Here is a 16,024-nt window from a genome sequence, read left to right as displayed (position 1 = left end):
GTGACGCCGCCCAACGCATCCAGGGGATCTGCCCACTCGATGACGCCGACCTGCCGGGTCCCGCGGGACTCGATGACGAGCACGGTCGTCCCGCGCGGCAGGGGCTCCTCGGACCAGGCGAGGAAGGTCTCGGTTCCTCCTCTGACGCGCACCAGGATCTCGCCGGGTCCGGCGGATCCACGCGTGGCGATAAGAAGCTCCCCCGTGCAGCCGATAACGGCCTCGTCCTGCGCCATTGCCGACTGCCCCTTCGTCGTAGTGGTCCTGGGATATTGACCATAGTCCTCATGCCGGCGGCGGCCTATCCTCGGGGACCCGGTGGGTCGCATACGGGGAGGTCCGAGCGGGTCGGGGCCCCTGCGGAGGGCGTCCGGGACGGAGCTCGTGGTGCCCGCCGGTCAGGTGCCGGGCAGGGCGAACTCATAGACGAGTTGGGCCGGGCCGGGTGGCAACTGGAGGTCGGTGACTTCCAGGACGCGGCCGTGCTGATCCGCGATGGTCCGGCGAATGGTCAGCTTCGCCTGGTCCGGGGCGGCGGGCCGGGGGTTGTGGACCGGGGTGAGATCGATGGTGTCGCGCCGGTGGGGGCGCAGATCGGCGTCGATCATCCACTGGTACAGGCCGCGCAGGTTGCCGCGGTGCGGCTCGGGCGAGGCGCGGCGGTGCTCGGCCAGTCGCGGTATCTCGGCGAGCGCGACCGGTGAGAAGTACGACGTCGCGTTCGCCAACTGGGCCCCGGGCGCCTGCTCGACCCGCTGGTGGACGAGGGTGGGGGTGCCGGGGGTGAGGCCGAGCAGGCAGGAGATGTCGACCGGGGCGGGCGCGGTGCGCAGAACGCCGAAGTCGTCGTCGATCCCTTCGGGCGTGACGGGCGCCGTATCGATCAACTGGCCCGGCAGCGCAACCGGGACGACCGCGGCGCGGGTGCCTCTGCGTCCGGTGGTGACCATGCGGCGGTCGCGCAGGAGCTGCAGGGCCTGGCGTACGGTCTGCCGGTTGACGCCGAAGCGGTCGGCCAGCAGACGCTCGGCGGGCAGTCGGTCTCCCGGGGCTATGCGGCCCTTGTCGAGCTCGGCCTGGAGCTGGTCGGCGATCCGCTGGTAGAGCGGACGTGCGGGCGGGGCGGAGCGGGAGGAACGGGGCACAGCGGGTGATCCCTTCCCATCGGGAGTGACGCATGGTGATCGCACATGTGAGATCCGTTCCCCATATTTATCATTGGTCTATACCTGTCGCGAGCATTACTCGTCAGTACGCCAGGTATTGGCGCGAACTCGCAGTTACCGGACCCGATCCGCGGCGCCTCGCGGTTTGTCAGTGATTGAGCATGGCGAAGCCGGACCCCCGCAAGGTGACCAGCACATTGCCGAGGGCGTAAGGGACGGTGCGCCTCCGGACGCAGGTCCGGCCGTGCGCACGTTCCGTAAGGTTCGCGGCTGGGGTTGAGAGCGCGTGCCGGCCGGGACGGCGCCGGGGAACCCCTCGGCGCCGGCCCGTACCGAACCGTTCAGCGCAGGCGGTCGCCGTCCCGGTCGCGGGTGCGGCTGCTGGTACCAGTGCCGCTGCGGTCGCGGCTGCGGTCGCTGCTGCGGCTCCGGAAGAACTCGTCGGGATCGAGGTCTCCGTCGATGAACTTCCCTGCCACGAAGCCGATGGCGCCGAGCGCCGCCACGAGCAGGAACGCACCGAACCCGCCGAACCACCCGGCGAACGCCAGGGCCATTCCCACGCCCAGGCCGACCAGTGCCGTGTTCATCGTCCGCCCACCGTCTCCCGCGCCGGTCCGCCGCTCACTGGACCCGCTGCTCCCGCTCGTCCTCGTCGTCCTCTTCGTCCGGCAGCTTGACGTCGCCGATCGCGATGTTGACCTCGACGACCTCGAGCCCGGTCATCCGCTCGACCGCGGCGATCACGTTCTCCCGCACCGCGTTGGCGACATCGACGATGGACACGCCGTAGTCGACGACGAGGTCGAGGTCGAGAGCGGTCTGCGTCTCGCCGACCTCCGCCTTCACCCCGCGGGTGACGGACTTGGCGCTGCCCGGCACCCGGTCGCGCACGGCACCGAAGGTACGGGAGAAGCCGGTGCCCAGGGCGTGCACGCCCACGACATCGCGGGCGGCCAGACCGGCGATCTTCTCCACCACGCCGTCGGCGATGGTGGTCCGGCCGCGTGATCCCGCATCGCCGCGCGCTGGCGCCTTGCTCCCGGGGTTGGGGCGATCCGGTTCGGGCTTGGTCCGCGCTGTGCTGTCGCTCATGATGAGTCGTCCCTTCGTTGGGCTGCTCTACGTCCCACGCTAAGCACGGGTCACCGCCACCGCGCGCGGAGAGCGGCCCGGGGGCGGTCGGGGGACAGCCGGGGGGCGTCGCTCCGGGGGTGCCGGCCCCGGTCAGCGGGCGGCGAAGTCCTGGGTCCACCATGGACCGTTCGGGCGCATGCTCACGCCGACCCCGATCTCCTTGAACGCGCAGTTCAGAATGGTGGAACGGTGGGCGGCGCTCTTCATCCACGCGGCCATGGCCGCCCGCGGGTCCTTGGCGCCCTTGGCGATGTTCTCGCCCCACCGCGTCCACGGGTACCCGGCGGAGGTCAGCCGGGCGCCGGGGTCCTTGCCGTCGGGTGTCGCGTGCTCGTAGTAGTCACGGGCGGCCATGTCGTCGGAGTGCGCCTGGGCGGCCGCCGCGAGTTTCCCGTTCGCCGTGACAGGCCCGCAACCGTGTTTCAGGCGTTCCACGTTGACGATCCCCACGACCTGCTGGGCCCGCCGGTCCGTGCCGGCCAGGGCGGTACCCGCGCCGGTCGGGGCGGTACCCGTGACGGCCGGGCGCGGGGCCGCCGCAGCGCTGTGACTCCCCACCGCGCCGACGATGAGGCCCGCGGCCACCAGCCACGCCGAGGTGTGTGACCGGTGCCGCCGGGGCGGTTCGACGGGAGGCGACGGCGGGGACCCGGAGTCGGGGTTCACGGGGCGTACCTTCCGGGGTCTGTCAGTGGCTCGCCGTACGGTGGACACGTCGTGTCCGGGACGCACGGACGAGGATCCGGTGAGGGCCGAGGACTGAGGGCTGAGGCGATGGCAGAGGTACTCGTGCGGATCGTGGGCCGGGAGCTGCCCGGGGCCGCCTGTGGCGACCACAAGGACGTCCACGTCGGGATCCAGCGGGGGTCGGTACCGGACGCCGTGGTGTCGGCGGACGCCGCTGAGGTGGTCTTCGAGACCGCCGTCACCCTGCTCACCGCGCCGGACGGAACGGCCGACTTCCGCGGGCCCCATGTCCAGGGCCGCCGCGGCGGCCGGTTCCTCTATCTGATGTGGGGCGAACAGCCGCCCGGCGGAGCGTTCGCGATGTTCCGCCGGGCCAAGCTCCACCTGGGCGACATTCCGGCCGAGAACCTGGCGGCCGCCCGCGCCGGAGGCGGCTGCCTCCGGGCGGACCTGGGACTGACCGACGGCTTCGGCCTGCCCCTGTGCGCCTCGGTTCACCCGCCCCGGGTGACCTGGAGCGTGGTCGCCGGTCGCTGACAGGTGCGCCGGCCGGCTACTTGCCCGCCTCGTCGGTGGGCGGACGCGTGCCGCCGATCTGCTCGTTCAGTTTCTCCTGAGCCATGTCGACCTGGCCGCTGTACTTGTTCTGGGTCTTCTGGTCGACGACGTCGCCGGCCTTCTCGACACCCTGCTTCGCCTGATCCTCGTGACCCTTGAGCATGCCTTTGATCTTGTCGAGCATGGACATGTCGGACCTCCTCGCGTGATGGACTACACCTTCAGGATCTACGCAGAGGACAGGGTTCGCATTACGGGCGATCTACGGCGGGCCGGCCGGCCCGCCCGGCCCGGCTCCGGCGCTCAGGCCGAGTGGACCGCCACCGCCAGCACCAGCAGGACGGTGACGACCGCGCAGATGCCGTGGGCGACGACCGCCGTCACGGGAAAGTGCCGCTCGGCGGTCCGCTCGGCGTGCGCATGGCGCCCGGGGCTGGGAAGCCAGCGGAACAGCATCATCAGGCCCAGGGACGCCACGACGAGCACGACGCCGCAAGCCGCCCACGCGGAGGCCATCAGGTCGCCGAAGAGGAAGACCGTCCACGCGGCCAGGCCGACCACGGCCAGCAGGATGTGCCCCAGGATCAGCGAGACCGGTAACCGGGTGATGCCGGCCTCGCGCTGCCGCAGGCCACCGTGGCGCAGCCAGATCGTGAACAGGTACGCCCCCAGGGAGGCGGTGAGCAGCCAGACGCCCAGAGCAACAGAGCCCATTCCCCCGCACCTCGTTCGATCGCTGTCCCGTGCCGCGTCCACGACGGTCGGCGCGGCGCCGCGCCCCCATCAGAGCGCCCCTCCGGATGCGGCCCGGGACAAACATTCCTTGCTTAACCCGAAAGGATGAACCGGGACGGTCCCTCACGGACCGGCGGGAGGCACTGCGCTAGCGCGTGGCCGGGCCGGACACCAGGGGTGCCCGGCCCGGCCACGGCCGCGTCAGGAGGACGCGCCGGGCAGCGTGCTCCGGACCTCGCGGGCGGCGGTGACGAGGTTCTCCAGGGAGGTTCTGACCTCCGGCCAGCCGCGGGTCTTCAGACCGCAGTCCGGGTTGACCCACAGCCGCTCGGCGGGAATCGCCTCAAGGCCCTTGCGGAGCAGGGCCGCCGCCTCCGCCGCGCTGGGGATCCTGGGGGAGTGGATGTCGTAGACACCCGGACCGACCTCGCGCGGATAACCGGCGGTGGCCAGTTCGCCCGCGACCTGCATGTGAGAGCGGGCGGCCTCCAGGCTGATGACGTCGGCGTCGAGATCGTCGATGGCCTGGAGGATGTCACCGAACTCCGCGTAGCACATGTGGGTGTGGATCTGGGTGTCCGGACGGACCCCGCCGGCGGTGAGACGGAAGGCCTCGGTCGCCCAGCCGAGGTACTCGGCATGCCCGTCGGCGCGCAGCGGCAGCGTCTCGCGCAGCGCGGGCTCGTCCACCTGGATCACCGAACTGCCCGCCGCCTCCAGATCGTTGACCTCGTCGCGCAGGGCGAGCGCGACCTGGCGGGCGGTGTCGCCGAGCGGCTGGTCGTCACGGACGAAGGACCAGGCCAGCATGGTGACGGGCCCGGTGAGCATGCCCTTGACCGGGCGGGCGGTGAGGGACTGGGCGAACCGTGTCCAGCGGACCGTCATCGGCTCGGGGCGGGAGATGTCCCCGGCGAGGATCGGCGGCCGGACGTAACGGGTCCCGTAGGACTGGACCCAGCCGTGCTGGGTGGCGAGGTAGCCGGTCAGCTGCTCCGCGAAGTACTGCACCATGTCGTTGCGTTCGGGCTCGCCGTGCACCAGGACGTCGATGCCGGCCTTCTCCTGGAAGGAGAGGACCTCGCGGATCTCGGTCTCGATACGGGCGTCGTACGCGGCGGTGTCGATGCGCCCCGCCCGCAGATCGGCCCGTGCGGTGCGCAGTTCGGTGGTCTGCGGGAACGAGCCGATCGTGGTCGTCGGCAGCAGCGGCAGCCCGAGGTGGGCGCGCTGGGCAGCGGCCCGCTCCTCGTAGGACTGGGAGCGGCGGGCGTCGCTGTCGGTGACGGCCGCGGCGCGGGTCCTGACCGCCGGGTCGTTGGTGAGGGCGGAACCGGCCCGGGACGCCAGGTCGGCGCGGTTGGCGGCGAGTTCGGCCGCGATCGTGTCGGTGCCCTGGGAGAGCCCGCGCGCCAGGGTGACGATCTCGGTGGTCTTCTGCCGGGCGAAGGCCAGCCAGCGGGCGATCTGCGGGTCGATGTCGCGCTCGGCCGTGGCGTCCAGCGGGACGTGCAGCAGGGAGCAGGAGGAGGCGACGTCGACCCGTTCGGCCAGCCCGAGGAGCGTGCCGAGGACGGACAGCGACTTCTCGTAGTCGTTGATCCAGGTGTTGCGGCCGTTGACGACGCCCGCCAGCAGGCGCTTGCCGGGCAGCCCGCCGACGGCCGCGAGGTCGTCGAGGTTGCCCGCGGCGGGACCGGTGAAGTCCAGCGCCAGCCCGTCGATGGGCGCCTTGGCGAGGATCGGCAGGGCCTCGCCCAGCCGGTCGAAGTAGGACGCGACCAGCAGTTTCGGCCGGTCGGTGAGACCGCCCAGCACTCGGTAGGTGCGTGCGGCGGCGTTGAGTTCACCCGGGGTGCGGTCCTGGACCAGGGCCGGCTCGTCGAGCTGCACCCACTCGGCTCCGGCGGCGAGCAGATCGCCGAGCACCTCGGCGTACACCGGCAGCAGCCGGTCGAGGAGCGTCAGCGGTTCGAAGTCCGCCGCGACGCCGGGGGCGGGCTTGGCGAGCAGCAGATAGGTGATCGGACCGACGAGCACCGGGCGCGCGGTGAGGCCGAGCGCGAGTGCTTCCTTCAGCTCGGCGACCTGCTTGGTGGAGTCGGCGCTGAAGACGGTGTCCGGGCCCAGTTCGGGCACCAGGTAGTGGTAGTTGGTGTCGAACCACTTGGTCATCTCGAGCGGCGCGACGTCCTGCGTGCCGCGGGCCATGGCGAAGTAGCCGTCCAGGGCGTCGGCGGCGACCGCGGCGCGGTGCCGTGCGGGAATCGCGCCGACCATGACGCTGGTGTCCAGGACGTGGTCGTAGTACGAGAAGTCGCCGGTCGGGACCTCCTGGATGCCGGCGTCCGCGAGCTGCCGCCAGTTGGTGCGGCGCAGCGCGGCGGCGGCGTCCCGCAGGGCGTCGGCGCTGACGTCGCGCTTCCAGTAGCCCTCGATCGCCTTCTTCAGCTCCCGGTTCCGGCCCTGCCGGGGGTAGCCGTGCACGGTGGAACGTGCGGTGGCGGACGTGCTGGTCATGGAACTCTCCTTCGCGAGTGTCTCCCATAGGACCCCGGGAGAATCGACGGCGCGAAGGGAACACAGACCGGACGGGATCACGTCACTGAAGCGCCGGAACGCCGCACGTGCCCGTCTGATGTGTACTCCGACCCGCCCTCGAGGTCTCCGGAATCACCGTGCGCCGTTGGGGGCGCGCGGGCAGTGGCAGGTCTTCGGACTCGCGGGCACGTCTCGTACGGACACGAGACACCTACTGGCCGTCGCTTCCCAGATCCCGGCTCGGGTCCCAGTGCGTATGACGGCGGTCGTTCCCACTCACCGCTGCGGGGCAGTCCCGGAATTCCACCGGGTTCCCTCTTACGACGCACCTGTCTGGCGGACAGGGCGAACCAGCTGCACCGTCCAGCCTATGGCCAAAAGGGCGGCCGGGTCAGCATTGTTCAGCCACCGGACGGTGAGCCCGAGCCGGGTCGCGACCCCGACCGCGGCGCTCGACGACGCGGCGAGACGGGCGCACTTCTCCTGGGACGGCACCTGGTACCCCTCGTTCGACGACTACGCGGTCAGTCGCACAGCCGCCGGCACGGCGGGTGCCAGTGAGTACCGGAACATCTCCGTCAACGGCACGCCGACCCCCGTGGGCGGCTGCCAGTTCCGTATCAGGACCGGTGACAAGGTCGTCTTCACCCTGACCGCGTTCTGACCCCCGGCCCGCCGGGGGCGGCAGCCCGCAGGCCGCCCCCGGCGGCGTCACGCCCCGACCGCATGGTGCAGACTCGATGCCGTGAGGAAGATCTTTGTCATCGGTATCGGCGCGGGCGACCCGGACCATCTGACGCTGCAGGCGGTCAAGGCGCTCAATCAGGCCGACGTGTTCTTCGTCCTGGACAAGGGCGAGGAGAAGTCGGACCTGGTCCAGCTGCGCCACGACATCATCGAACAGCATGTGACGCGTCCGCACCGGCTGGTGTCGGCCCAGGACCCGGACCGGGACCGTACGGCGCCGTCACCGGTCTACGCGTCGGCCGTCGGTGACTGGCGCCATCGCCGGGCCGACATCTACGAGCACTTCATCACCTCGGAGCTGGCGGACGACGAGTGCGGCGCCTTCCTGGTGTGGGGCGACCCCGCCCTGTACGACAGCACTCTGGGCATCCTGGAGGACGTGCTCGGCCGGGGGACGGTCGCGTTCGACTACGAGGTGATCCCCGGCATCAGCAGCGTCGCGGCGCTGGCCGCCAAGCACCGGACCGGGCTGAACCGGCCCGCGCGGCCCGTGCAGATCACCACCGGCAGGCAGCTGGCCGCGGGCTTCCCCGAGGGCGCCGACGACGTCGTCGTCATGCTCGACGCGCACCAGGCCTTCGCGCACCTTCCGGACGGCGGTGACGACGTCACGATCTACTGGGGCGCGTACCTGGGCACACCGGACGAGATCCTCGTCGCGGGACGGCTGCCCGACGTCTCGGAGCGCATCCAGACGCTGCGCGCCGAAGCCCGTGCCCGCAAGGGCTGGATCATGGACACCTATCTGCTGCGCAGGACGCCCGCCGGCGACCGGGACGACGCCTGACCCGGCTGCGGGCTACATCAGTACGGCGCGCAGCCACGCGGCCGCTTCCTCCGTGGTCGCCGCCACGGGCACCCCGCCGGGCACCGGCGGGCGGCGGACGACGACGACCGGAATGCCGGCCTCGCGGGCGGCGGTGAGCTTCGCCGCGGTGGCCGGTCCGCCGCTGTCCTTGGTGACGAGGACGTCGATGCGGTGGCGGCGCAGCAGTTCCGTCTCCCCTTCGAGGGTGAAGGGCCCCCGGTCGAGCAGGACTTCGGAGTGCTCCGGAAGCGGTGGCCCCGGGGCGTCGACCGAGCGGACGAGGAACCACAGACCGGTCGTTCCGGCGAAGGCGGCCAGCCCCGACCGGCCGGTGGTCAGGAAGATCCGCCGGCCCAGTCCCGGGAGCAGCGCGGCGGCCTCGGCCAGGGATTCCGCGGGATGCCAGTGGTCGTCCGGGCCCGCCACCCAGCCGGGCCGCCGCAACGCGAGCAGCGGGACCCGGGCGGACGCCGCCGCCTCCGCGGCGTGGAAACTGATGGTGCCGGCGAACGGGTGGGTGGCGTCGATCAGCGCGTCCACCGCGTGCTCGGCCAGCCAGCGGCCCAGCGCCTCGGTGCCCCCGAACCCGCCGATCCGTACCTCGCCGGCGGGCAGCCGTGGTTCGGCCACCCGCCCCGCCAGCGAGCTGGTCACCCGCAGCGCGGGATCGGCGGCCAGCGCCGCCGCGAGCCGGCGCGCTTCCGTGGTGCCGCCCAGGATGAGCACATGTCGTGTCACGTTCGCCGTTCGCTTCCCTCGCGGGGCTGGTGGGCCCGCCGTGCCGCGGTGGGTCCGGCGGGGGGCGGCGTCGCAGTTTATCCGTCATGCAGGGCACTGCCGGGCGGCGCGGTCGGCCTCAGAGGGTGACGAGGGTGACCTCGGTGGCCTTGACGCTCGTCCAGACCGAGGTCCCGTCGGTGAGGCCCAGTTCGGCGGCGGCCTGGTGGGTGATCTCGGCGACGAGATCGGGTGCCTGGTCGGAGGTGATGAGAAGGCGCAGCCGGCTGCCGGAGGAGGTGATCTCGCGGATCGTGCCGGGCCAGACGTTGCGGGGGCTGCCGGCGGGTCGGTCACGGTGCACGGAGACCGCCTCCGGCGCGATGATCGCCAGCGCCCGTGCCCCTTCGGTGAGGGTGTCGGCGACGACGAGCTGTCCGCCGCCGGCCAGCGCGAGGCCGCTGGCGGTCGCCGTACCGGGCCACGCGTTGCGGCCGAGCATCCGGGCCACCCAGGGGGAGCGGGGGTGGCGGGTGACGTCGGCGGGCGACGCGTCCTGGAGGGCGCGGCCGTCTTCGAGGACGAGCACCCGGTCGGCGAGGGCGACCGCCTCGACGGGGTCGTGAGTGACGATCAGACAGACGCCGCCGAAGCCGTCGAGGTGGGTGCGCAGCGTGTGCCGGACATGGGCACGGGTGGTCTGGTCGAGGGCGGCCAGCGGTTCGTCGAGCAGCAGCAGCCGGGGCCGGGCGGCGAGTGCGCGGGCGAGGGCGACGCGTTGGGCCTGGCCGCCGGAGAGCTGCGCGGGCCTGCGGTGGGCGAGATGGCCGACGCCGAGCCGGTCGAGCCACTGCTGGGCAGTGCGGCGCGCCTCGGCGCGCGGGACGTGATGGGTGCGCAGACCGTAGGCGGTGTTGGACAGCGCCGTCAGATGCGGGAACAGCGCGCCGTCCTGCGGAACCCACGCGACACCGCGCTTGTGCGGTGGCAGGTCGGTGACGTCGGTGCTGCCGAGGCGCAGTTCGGCGTGCGCGCGGGGGGTGAGGCCGAGCAGGGCGCGCAGCAGCGTGGTCTTCCCGGCGCCGTTGGGACCGACGATGGCGATGGTGGTGCCGGGCTCCGCGTCCAGGGTCAGCTGGTTGAACCCGGTGACGTCGGTGTGCAGGGACCAACGGTCCGGTGCGGCGGAGGACTTCGGGCCGGGAGTTCCGTCCGAGGGGGAACCGTCCGCCGGAGATCCGCCCTTGAGGAGATTCGGCGCTGCGGGGGAGTCCGTCAACGGATCGGCCGGCGGTGGGCCGTCGTCCACGGGTCGCTTGGAGCTGCTCTCCCGGGTCACCGCCCCGCCGGCCCAGCGGCCGCGCAGCGCGATCAGTACGGCCATGGCGATGACGAGCAGCAGCAGGGAGACGGACGTGGCCGCTTCGGGCGAGTCCTGCAGCAGCAGGTAGACCTCGAGGGGCAGGGTCTGGGTGGTGCCGGGGAGGTTGCCCGCGAAGGTGATGGTCGCGCCGAACTCGCCCAGGGCGCGCGCCCAGGTCAGCGCTGCGCCCGCCACCAGGCCGGGGGCGACCATGGGCAGCGTGACGGTGAAGAACACCCGCACCGGCGGGGCGCCCAGTGAGGCGGCGGTCTCCTCGTAGCTGGGGCGCAGCCCCGCCAGGGTCCCTTCCAGGCTGATGACCAGGAACGGCATCGCCACGAAGGTCGCCGCGACCACCGCCCCGGAGGTGTGGAACGGCAGCACGATCCCGAACGTGTTCTCCAGCCACGGCCCGAGCAGCCCCCGCCGCCCGAAGCCGAGCAGCAGCGCGACACCGCCCACGGTGGGCGGCAGCACCATCGGCAGCAGTACGAGGGAGCGCACCAGCGACTTGCCGGGGAAGTCGACCCGGGCCAGCAGCCATGCCAGTGGCACCCCGAGCACGAGCGACAGGCCCAGCGCCCAGAACGACACCAGCAGTGACAGCCTCAGCGCGGTGGTGACGTCAGGGCTGGTCAGATCGGTCCCGATAGCACCCCAGTCGGTGCGAGACAGGATGCCGACCAGCGGCATCAGCAGGAACGCGATCGCGATCAGTGCGGGCAGCGCCAGCGCGACCGGGGTGCGCGCGCCGCGTGCTCGGCTGCGGATGCGTCTCATCGGCGGTTCCTGGGATCGGGGCAGGCGAAGGCAGTGACAGGGCTGTCCGGTCCCCCGATCCGGACAGCCCTCACAACAGGGGGAGCTGCCGCTTCCCGCACAGGACTACGGCTGCTGGAAGCCCGCCGCCTGCAGGATCTTCTGCGCTTCGGGGGTGCTCAGCCATGCCACGAACGCGGCGGCGGCCTCGCTGTTCTTCGTGGTCTTCAAGGTAGCGGCCGGGTACGAGGCGACGGCGTTCTGCGCGTCGGGGATCTCGATGGCGTCGACCTTGTTCGTGGCGGTCGCGGCGTCCGTCGCGTAGACGATGCCGGCGTCGGCCTCGCCGAGCTCGACCTTGCTCAGGACGGCGCGGACGTTCGGCTCCTGCGAGACCGGCTTGACCACGATCTTCTGCGCGTCCAGGACCTGCTTGCTGTACCGGCCGACCGGGACGGTGGGCGCGGCGAGGACGACCTTGAACTTGGTGTCGGCCAGGTCCTTGAGGGCCGTGATCTTCAGCGGGTTGCCCTCACCGGTGGCGATCACCAGGCGGTTCTTGGCGATGATGGCCGGGGTGCCGGTGTCGGACTTCAGGCCGTCCATGGTCCTGGTGTCCGCGGTCACCAGGGCGTCGGCCGGCGCGCCCTGCTTGACCTGCGCGGCGAGTTCCTGCGAGCCGGCGAAGGAGAACTTCACCGTCGTGCCCGGGTGGCTCTTCTCGTACGCGGCGCCGGCGGTCTTGAACACATCGGTCAGCGAGGAGGCGGCGAGCACCGTCAGCGCGGCCTTGGGCGCTCCGGAGGTGCTGGCGGACGGGGTCGCCGTGGAACCGGCGTCCTTCTTGTCGTCACTGCCGCAGGCCGCCACGAGCGGAACGAACAGGGCGGCGGTCACGATCGCGGCAGCGGCGCGGCGTCTGTCGAAGGCAAAGGACATGAGGGTTGAACTCCCTGGTGACGTGGCTGTTCGGGCCGACCGGTGTCGCCCGAGCGGTTGGTGGAGGCCGCGTCGGGGACGGACGACGCCGCTGGTTGGAGCGGTGGGTCAGGTGCGGTCGATGTGCACGCTGGTGGACTTCACACGGGCGGTGGCCCGCATGCCGACCTCCAGGCCGAGTTCCTCGACGGCTTCACGGGTCAGCAGCGACACCAGCCGATGCGGACCGGCCTGGATCTCCACCTGTGCGGCGACGTCGCCGAGCTTGACCGCGGTGACGATGCCGGGGAACGCGTTGCGGGCGGAGATGCAGGAGGTGTCCTCCTCACCGGTGCCTGTCTGGGCGATCTCGATGGAGAACGCGGCCAGGTCCCGGCCGTCGATCAGTCGGCGGCCGCCCTCGTCGCGGTGGGTCGTCACCCGGCCGGCGTCCGCCCAGCGGCGCGCGGTATCCGGGCTCACACCCAGCAGGCGCGCCGCCTGACCCATCGTGTAGGACTGCATGTGCGACACGTTAGGGGCAATTCCCTGGCATTTGCAATTCATGATGCGAATCTCCATGGCAACTGCCCCGCCCTTAGTGAAAGGTCCAATGGCGGTGGTCAGGCGGTGAGAAGCGCCAGTCCGATCCGGCTCTGGAAAACACTCCAGGTGGAGATCTCCGCGCCGTAGACGCCCGGCACGGGAATGTCGTCACTCATGGGATGGCAGAGGGCGACGACCACATATCCCCTCGGGGTGCCGCCCATGACCCCGACATTGAGGCCGGTGCGCTCGCAGATCAGCGGCGTCGCCCACAGGTCGGCGTCACCGGCGATCGGGCCGATCGTCACCCGGCGCCCGCTCAGGGCGAAGGGCTCGGCGACCGGGGGTCCGCCGCGGGCCGCGTCCCGCACGGACAGGGCGGCTGCGGCGTCCTCCTGGCGGAAGTACCCCGACCCGTCGTCCCCGGCCGACGCCGACGCGGTGTGCAGATATCGCCCGTCCGGCCCCAGGAGCGCGGCGGCGTAGGCCACGCCCGGCTCCTCGATGATGTCGGCCCGCAGGAATTCGTCCCACGCCTGGGTGGCCTTGTCGTTCTGCGCGGCGGCCCCGTCGCGGGGTCCGGCGCCGTTCTCCGGCGACACCCGGCCCTATCCCGTGGCCGCGGATGCGCCGGGAGGCGGGCAGGCCCCGACCCATACGCTGCTGATGTCGCTGATGTAGCGGGCCCCGCAGCGGTCGGAGGGCACCACCAGCTGGCTGCCGGACTCGTCCAGCGCCCCGCCGTCCAGGAGCGTGGCCAGCAGGATGGGCGTGTCCCCGAAGTCGGCGTCGATCTCCGCCCAGGACAGCACCGTGTGGTGCCCGTCCCCGCCGGTGACCGTCAGCAGGAAACGCGAGCGGTCCTTACGCCGCCGGGCGTCGAAGGCGGGCTCCGCGGCGGTGACGACCTCCCGCAGCAGCGGCCCCTCGAAGCGGTGGTGCTGCGGCCCGTTCGTCGCGCAGTCGAAGACCACGTCGGCCCGGTGCTGCTCCCAGCCGTTCCGCAGATCGGCGACGGTCAGGGTGGCCGGCCGGTGCACCTCGCCGCGCAGGAGGAAGGACCGGGTGCGCGGCGGCGCGGCGCGCTGCGGCGTACTGGGTCGGCTCATCCGATTCCCCCTCCGGGCGGTGCACGCGGCGGCTGCTCACAACGTCCTGCCCAATCGTCCGTCCGGAGAATCGTAGATGCAACCTAAAAGCGCTCCTGTTCCTCGTGTATACGAGGTGGGAATGGTGTCTGGACCGGCAGGCGCGGTGTTTCCGCTACGGGAGGCCCGCGGGTGCCGCCTCCTTCTCAGTCGCGGGGCACGTGGGTGGCGATCTCGAGGAAGAAGGCGTCGATGCCCCGCACGGAGTGCAGGAAGTCGTCGAGGTTGACCGGCTTGGTGACGTACGCGTTGGCGTGGTGCTGGTAGGCGTCCGCGATGTCGTCCGGCGTGGACGAGGTCGTCAGGACGACCACGGGGATGGTGGCCAGAGACGGGTCGTCCTTGAGGACGGCCAGCAGTTCGCGGCCGTTCATCCGGGGCATGTTCAGATCCAGCACGATGAGATCGGGGCGGTCGTTGGCCGGGTCCCGCAGGTGTTCCAGTGCGGCGACACCGTCGTTGGCGCGGGCGATGGCCCGGGTCATCCCCTTTTCTGCGAGGGCTTCCTCGATGAGCATCGCATCGGCGGCGTCGTCCTCGACGAGCAGGATGCTGTAGGAGCGGGGAGAGGCGAGGGCGTTCACGGGTTCGCTCCTGCGGAGGTCGGCGGGACGGAACTGAGGGGGTGCCCGCGGCGGAGGGTCTCCGTGGCCGGCCGGTGGGGGAGTGCCGTCCCGCCCTGCTCGGCCGGTGCCGTCAACTGGGCATGGCCGAGTTGGACGGTGGACTCCTCGCGGCGCATGCGCCCACCCTACGGTCGTGTCGATGAGGCGACAATCATGGTCGGCGCGCTGGGTACGATGGCGCGGCTGTACCCCGGGGCGGGAGCGGTTGGCCCTGCCGCTGCCGCGGCGGGGCGGGGTGATCGAGGAGTCGCAGTGACAGGCCTTGCAGGGGCGCGCAGCCACGAGGATCCGGCCGAGCACCCACGCTCCGGAGCGGCTGGGGCCGGCCGGGCCGGCGGTCCCACCGCGGACTGGACGACGCGGCGCTGGCTGACGGCGGGCGCCTGCGCCGCGCTCGTGGTCCTCGCCGTCCTCGCGGCGACCGGGGTGTGGGTCTTCGCCCGCTCCACGGCGATCTCGGACCGGCTGGTGGACGGCAGCACCCCGGCGCTGGTGGCCTCGGTGCGGCTGGAAAGCGCGCTGGTCAACCAGGAGACGGGGGCGCGCGGCTACGGGCTGACCGGGGAACCGGGCTTCCTGGAGCCCTACCGCTCGGGCCTGCGACAACAGAAGGACGCCACCGCGCAGTTGCGGACCCTGCTGGCCGGTGACCGGTCAACGGTCGCCGACCTGGACGAGGTGCTCGCGCGCGCCGAGACCTGGCAGTCCCGGTTCGGCCGGCCGGTGGCCACCGCGCCGGCCGGCGCCCCGGTGGCCCTGGCCACCGAGCGGGCGGACGAGGGCCGGCAGGACTTCAACGCCATCCGCGTCAGCACCTCCCACCTGGAGAAGGACCTGGAGGCCGCCCGCGACCGGGCGCGCACCGAACTGCACCACGTACGGTCCCAGCGCCGCGAGTCCGGCCTGCTGGCCCTGATGGAGCAGGTCCTCGTCGCGGAACGCCCCTACTCCGCGATGTTCGCCACCGTCGCGATGATCTCGCTCCACCCGGACGCCTGCCGGATCGATGTCACGCTGGCCGGTCACGACGAACCGCTCCTCGTCCAGCACGGCACGGCCCGCCCGCTGCCGTCCCGGCCGGGCGTCGCCCTGGGCATCGGTCCCGGCGGCGGCCGGCACACCACCCGGACCGAACTCCCGGCCGCCGCCTCGCTGCTGCTGCACACCGACGGTCTGGTGGAGGGACACAGCGGGCCCGGGCACGAACGCCTGGGGACCGACGGCCTGCTGTCGATCATCGACAGCGCACCGCGGACGACCGGGCGGGCGCTGGTGGACCATCTGACCACCGTCACCCGGAAACTGGACGCCGGACGGCATCTGGACGACCTCGCCATCCTGTTGCTCAGCTGGGACTTCACCGCCCCGGAGGGCACCGGACGCACCGTCTGAACCCCTCGCGATCCGGTTGTCCACAGGCCCGCCGGTGCTGCCGGAGGCATTGTCCGAGCCTCCCCCTAGAGTCGCACCAACGTGATCGCGGCGGCGCTGCGACCGGGGGTGTGGCGTGCGGTGTGCCATAGGTGTGCCATGCCCCGGAACAGGCCGTCTGACCAAGGAGACAGCAC

Annotated in this window: 20 protein-coding genes and 1 riboswitch; of the genes, 4 read left to right on the top strand and 16 right to left on the bottom strand. The window is 72.0% G+C overall.

Features of this window, described 5'->3' with window-relative positions; genetic code table 11:
• The 5 genes from C6N31_RS29315 to C6N31_RS45965 all read right to left on the bottom strand — a co-directional run.
• Positions 1 to 236 (bottom strand): NfeD C-terminal domain-containing protein (locus C6N31_RS29315; RefSeq protein ID WP_198358568.1); only part of this gene is annotated, 236 nt, incomplete at its 3' end.
• Between the two features lie 162 nt (positions 237 to 398).
• Complete coding sequence (locus tag C6N31_RS29310; RefSeq protein WP_138354457.1) at positions 399 to 1,145, bottom strand: GntR family transcriptional regulator; 747 nt, start codon at positions 1,143 to 1,145, stop codon at positions 399 to 401.
• Between the two features lie 362 nt (positions 1,146 to 1,507).
• A complete protein-coding gene (locus C6N31_RS29305) occupies positions 1,508 to 1,756 on the bottom strand; it encodes a hypothetical protein (RefSeq protein ID WP_138354458.1) in 249 nt (82 codons plus the stop codon).
• 34 nt (positions 1,757 to 1,790) lie between these two features.
• On the bottom strand, positions 1,791 to 2,261 hold the full coding sequence (locus tag C6N31_RS29300) for an Asp23/Gls24 family envelope stress response protein (protein ID WP_198358567.1): 471 nt from the start codon (positions 2,259 to 2,261) through the stop codon (positions 1,791 to 1,793).
• Between the two features lie 132 nt (positions 2,262 to 2,393).
• Positions 2,394 to 2,969 carry a CAP domain-containing protein gene (locus C6N31_RS45965; protein WP_244808994.1) on the bottom strand — a complete coding sequence of 192 codons (576 nt, stop codon included), beginning with the start codon at positions 2,967 to 2,969 and terminating at the stop codon, positions 2,394 to 2,396.
• A gap of 108 nt (positions 2,970 to 3,077) precedes the next feature.
• On the opposite strand from C6N31_RS45965, the gene C6N31_RS29290 reads away from it, so the two are divergent.
• Positions 3,078 to 3,527, top strand: a complete 450-nt coding sequence (locus C6N31_RS29290) for a DUF5990 family protein (protein WP_187144756.1) — start codon at positions 3,078 to 3,080, stop codon at positions 3,525 to 3,527.
• 16 nt (positions 3,528 to 3,543) lie between these two features.
• On the opposite strand, the gene C6N31_RS29285 is transcribed toward C6N31_RS29290, so the two are convergent.
• The 3 genes from C6N31_RS29285 to metE all read right to left on the bottom strand — a co-directional run bounded on the left by C6N31_RS29285 (position 3,544) and on the right by metE (position 6,803).
• Entirely contained in the window at positions 3,544 to 3,738 is a 195-nt protein-coding gene (locus C6N31_RS29285) for an antitoxin (protein ID WP_138354461.1), read from the bottom strand.
• A 113-nt stretch (positions 3,739 to 3,851) separates the two neighbouring features.
• A complete protein-coding gene (locus C6N31_RS29280; RefSeq protein ID WP_138354462.1) occupies positions 3,852 to 4,262 on the bottom strand; it encodes a hypothetical protein in 411 nt (136 codons plus the stop codon).
• A gap of 222 nt (positions 4,263 to 4,484) precedes the next feature.
• Positions 4,485 to 6,803: a 5-methyltetrahydropteroyltriglutamate--homocysteine S-methyltransferase gene (metE, locus tag C6N31_RS29275; RefSeq protein ID WP_138354463.1), complete on the bottom strand. Its 2,319-nt coding sequence runs from the start codon at positions 6,801 to 6,803 to the stop codon at positions 4,485 to 4,487.
• Positions 6,804 to 6,987: 184 nt separating this feature from the next.
• A riboswitch (cobalamin riboswitch) is annotated at positions 6,988 to 7,177 on the bottom strand.
• A gap of 62 nt (positions 7,178 to 7,239) precedes the next feature.
• Here metE and C6N31_RS29270 point away from each other — a divergent pair.
• Both C6N31_RS29270 and cobF read left to right on the top strand, forming a co-directional pair.
• Positions 7,240 to 7,488, top strand: coding sequence for a DUF4430 domain-containing protein (locus tag C6N31_RS29270; protein WP_138354464.1), 249 nt, complete (start codon positions 7,240 to 7,242; stop codon positions 7,486 to 7,488).
• 81 nt (positions 7,489 to 7,569) lie between these two features.
• Positions 7,570 to 8,358 (top strand): precorrin-6A synthase (deacetylating), encoded by a 789-nt coding sequence (gene cobF / locus C6N31_RS29265; protein WP_138354465.1) that lies wholly within the window; start codon positions 7,570 to 7,572, stop codon positions 8,356 to 8,358.
• Positions 8,359 to 8,370: 12 nt separating this feature from the next.
• Here cobF and C6N31_RS29260 read toward each other — a convergent pair whose 3' ends face one another.
• The 8 genes from C6N31_RS29260 to C6N31_RS29225 all read right to left on the bottom strand — a co-directional run bounded on the left by C6N31_RS29260 (position 8,371) and on the right by C6N31_RS29225 (position 14,572).
• Positions 8,371 to 9,117: a cobalt-precorrin-6A reductase gene (locus tag C6N31_RS29260; protein ID WP_138354466.1), complete on the bottom strand. Its 747-nt coding sequence runs from the start codon at positions 9,115 to 9,117 to the stop codon at positions 8,371 to 8,373.
• A 118-nt stretch (positions 9,118 to 9,235) separates the two neighbouring features.
• Complete coding sequence (locus C6N31_RS29255) at positions 9,236 to 11,239, bottom strand: ABC transporter permease (protein ID WP_198358566.1); 2,004 nt, start codon at positions 11,237 to 11,239, stop codon at positions 9,236 to 9,238.
• A gap of 105 nt (positions 11,240 to 11,344) precedes the next feature.
• A complete protein-coding gene (modA, locus tag C6N31_RS29250) occupies positions 11,345 to 12,157 on the bottom strand; it encodes a molybdate ABC transporter substrate-binding protein (RefSeq protein WP_138354468.1) in 813 nt (270 codons plus the stop codon).
• Between the two features lie 108 nt (positions 12,158 to 12,265).
• Positions 12,266 to 12,661, bottom strand: coding sequence for a TOBE domain-containing protein (locus C6N31_RS29245; protein ID WP_138354469.1), 396 nt, complete (start codon positions 12,659 to 12,661; stop codon positions 12,266 to 12,268).
• Positions 12,662 to 12,759: 98 nt separating this feature from the next.
• Positions 12,760 to 13,284, bottom strand: coding sequence for a hypothetical protein (locus tag C6N31_RS29240; protein WP_138354470.1), 525 nt, complete (start codon positions 13,282 to 13,284; stop codon positions 12,760 to 12,762).
• Positions 13,285 to 13,290: 6 nt separating this feature from the next.
• Positions 13,291 to 13,791: a molybdopterin-dependent oxidoreductase gene (locus tag C6N31_RS29235; protein ID WP_198358565.1), complete on the bottom strand. Its 501-nt coding sequence runs from the start codon at positions 13,789 to 13,791 to the stop codon at positions 13,291 to 13,293.
• Between the two features lie 185 nt (positions 13,792 to 13,976).
• Positions 13,977 to 14,414 carry a response regulator gene (locus C6N31_RS29230; protein WP_138354472.1) on the bottom strand — a complete coding sequence of 146 codons (438 nt, stop codon included), beginning with the start codon at positions 14,412 to 14,414 and terminating at the stop codon, positions 13,977 to 13,979.
• Complete coding sequence (locus tag C6N31_RS29225) at positions 14,411 to 14,572, bottom strand: hypothetical protein (protein ID WP_187144755.1); 162 nt, start codon at positions 14,570 to 14,572, stop codon at positions 14,411 to 14,413. The genes C6N31_RS29230 and C6N31_RS29225 overlap by 4 nt, the downstream gene beginning before the upstream one ends.
• 136 nt (positions 14,573 to 14,708) lie before the next feature.
• Here C6N31_RS29225 and C6N31_RS29220 point away from each other — a divergent pair, with 136 nt between their 5' ends.
• The gene (locus C6N31_RS29220; protein WP_198358564.1) at positions 14,709 to 15,848 is read left to right on the top strand and encodes a SpoIIE family protein phosphatase; all 1,140 of its coding nucleotides are present in this window, start codon (positions 14,709 to 14,711) and stop codon (positions 15,846 to 15,848) included.
• The last annotated feature ends 176 nt before the right edge of the window (positions 15,849 to 16,024 follow it).

The sequence above is a fragment of the Streptomyces fildesensis genome (assembly GCF_016107395.1).
In the GTDB taxonomy this organism is placed as follows: Bacteria; Actinomycetota; Actinomycetes; order Streptomycetales; family Streptomycetaceae; genus Actinacidiphila; species Actinacidiphila fildesensis.
This window is presented reverse-complemented; position numbering and strand designations above follow the sequence as displayed.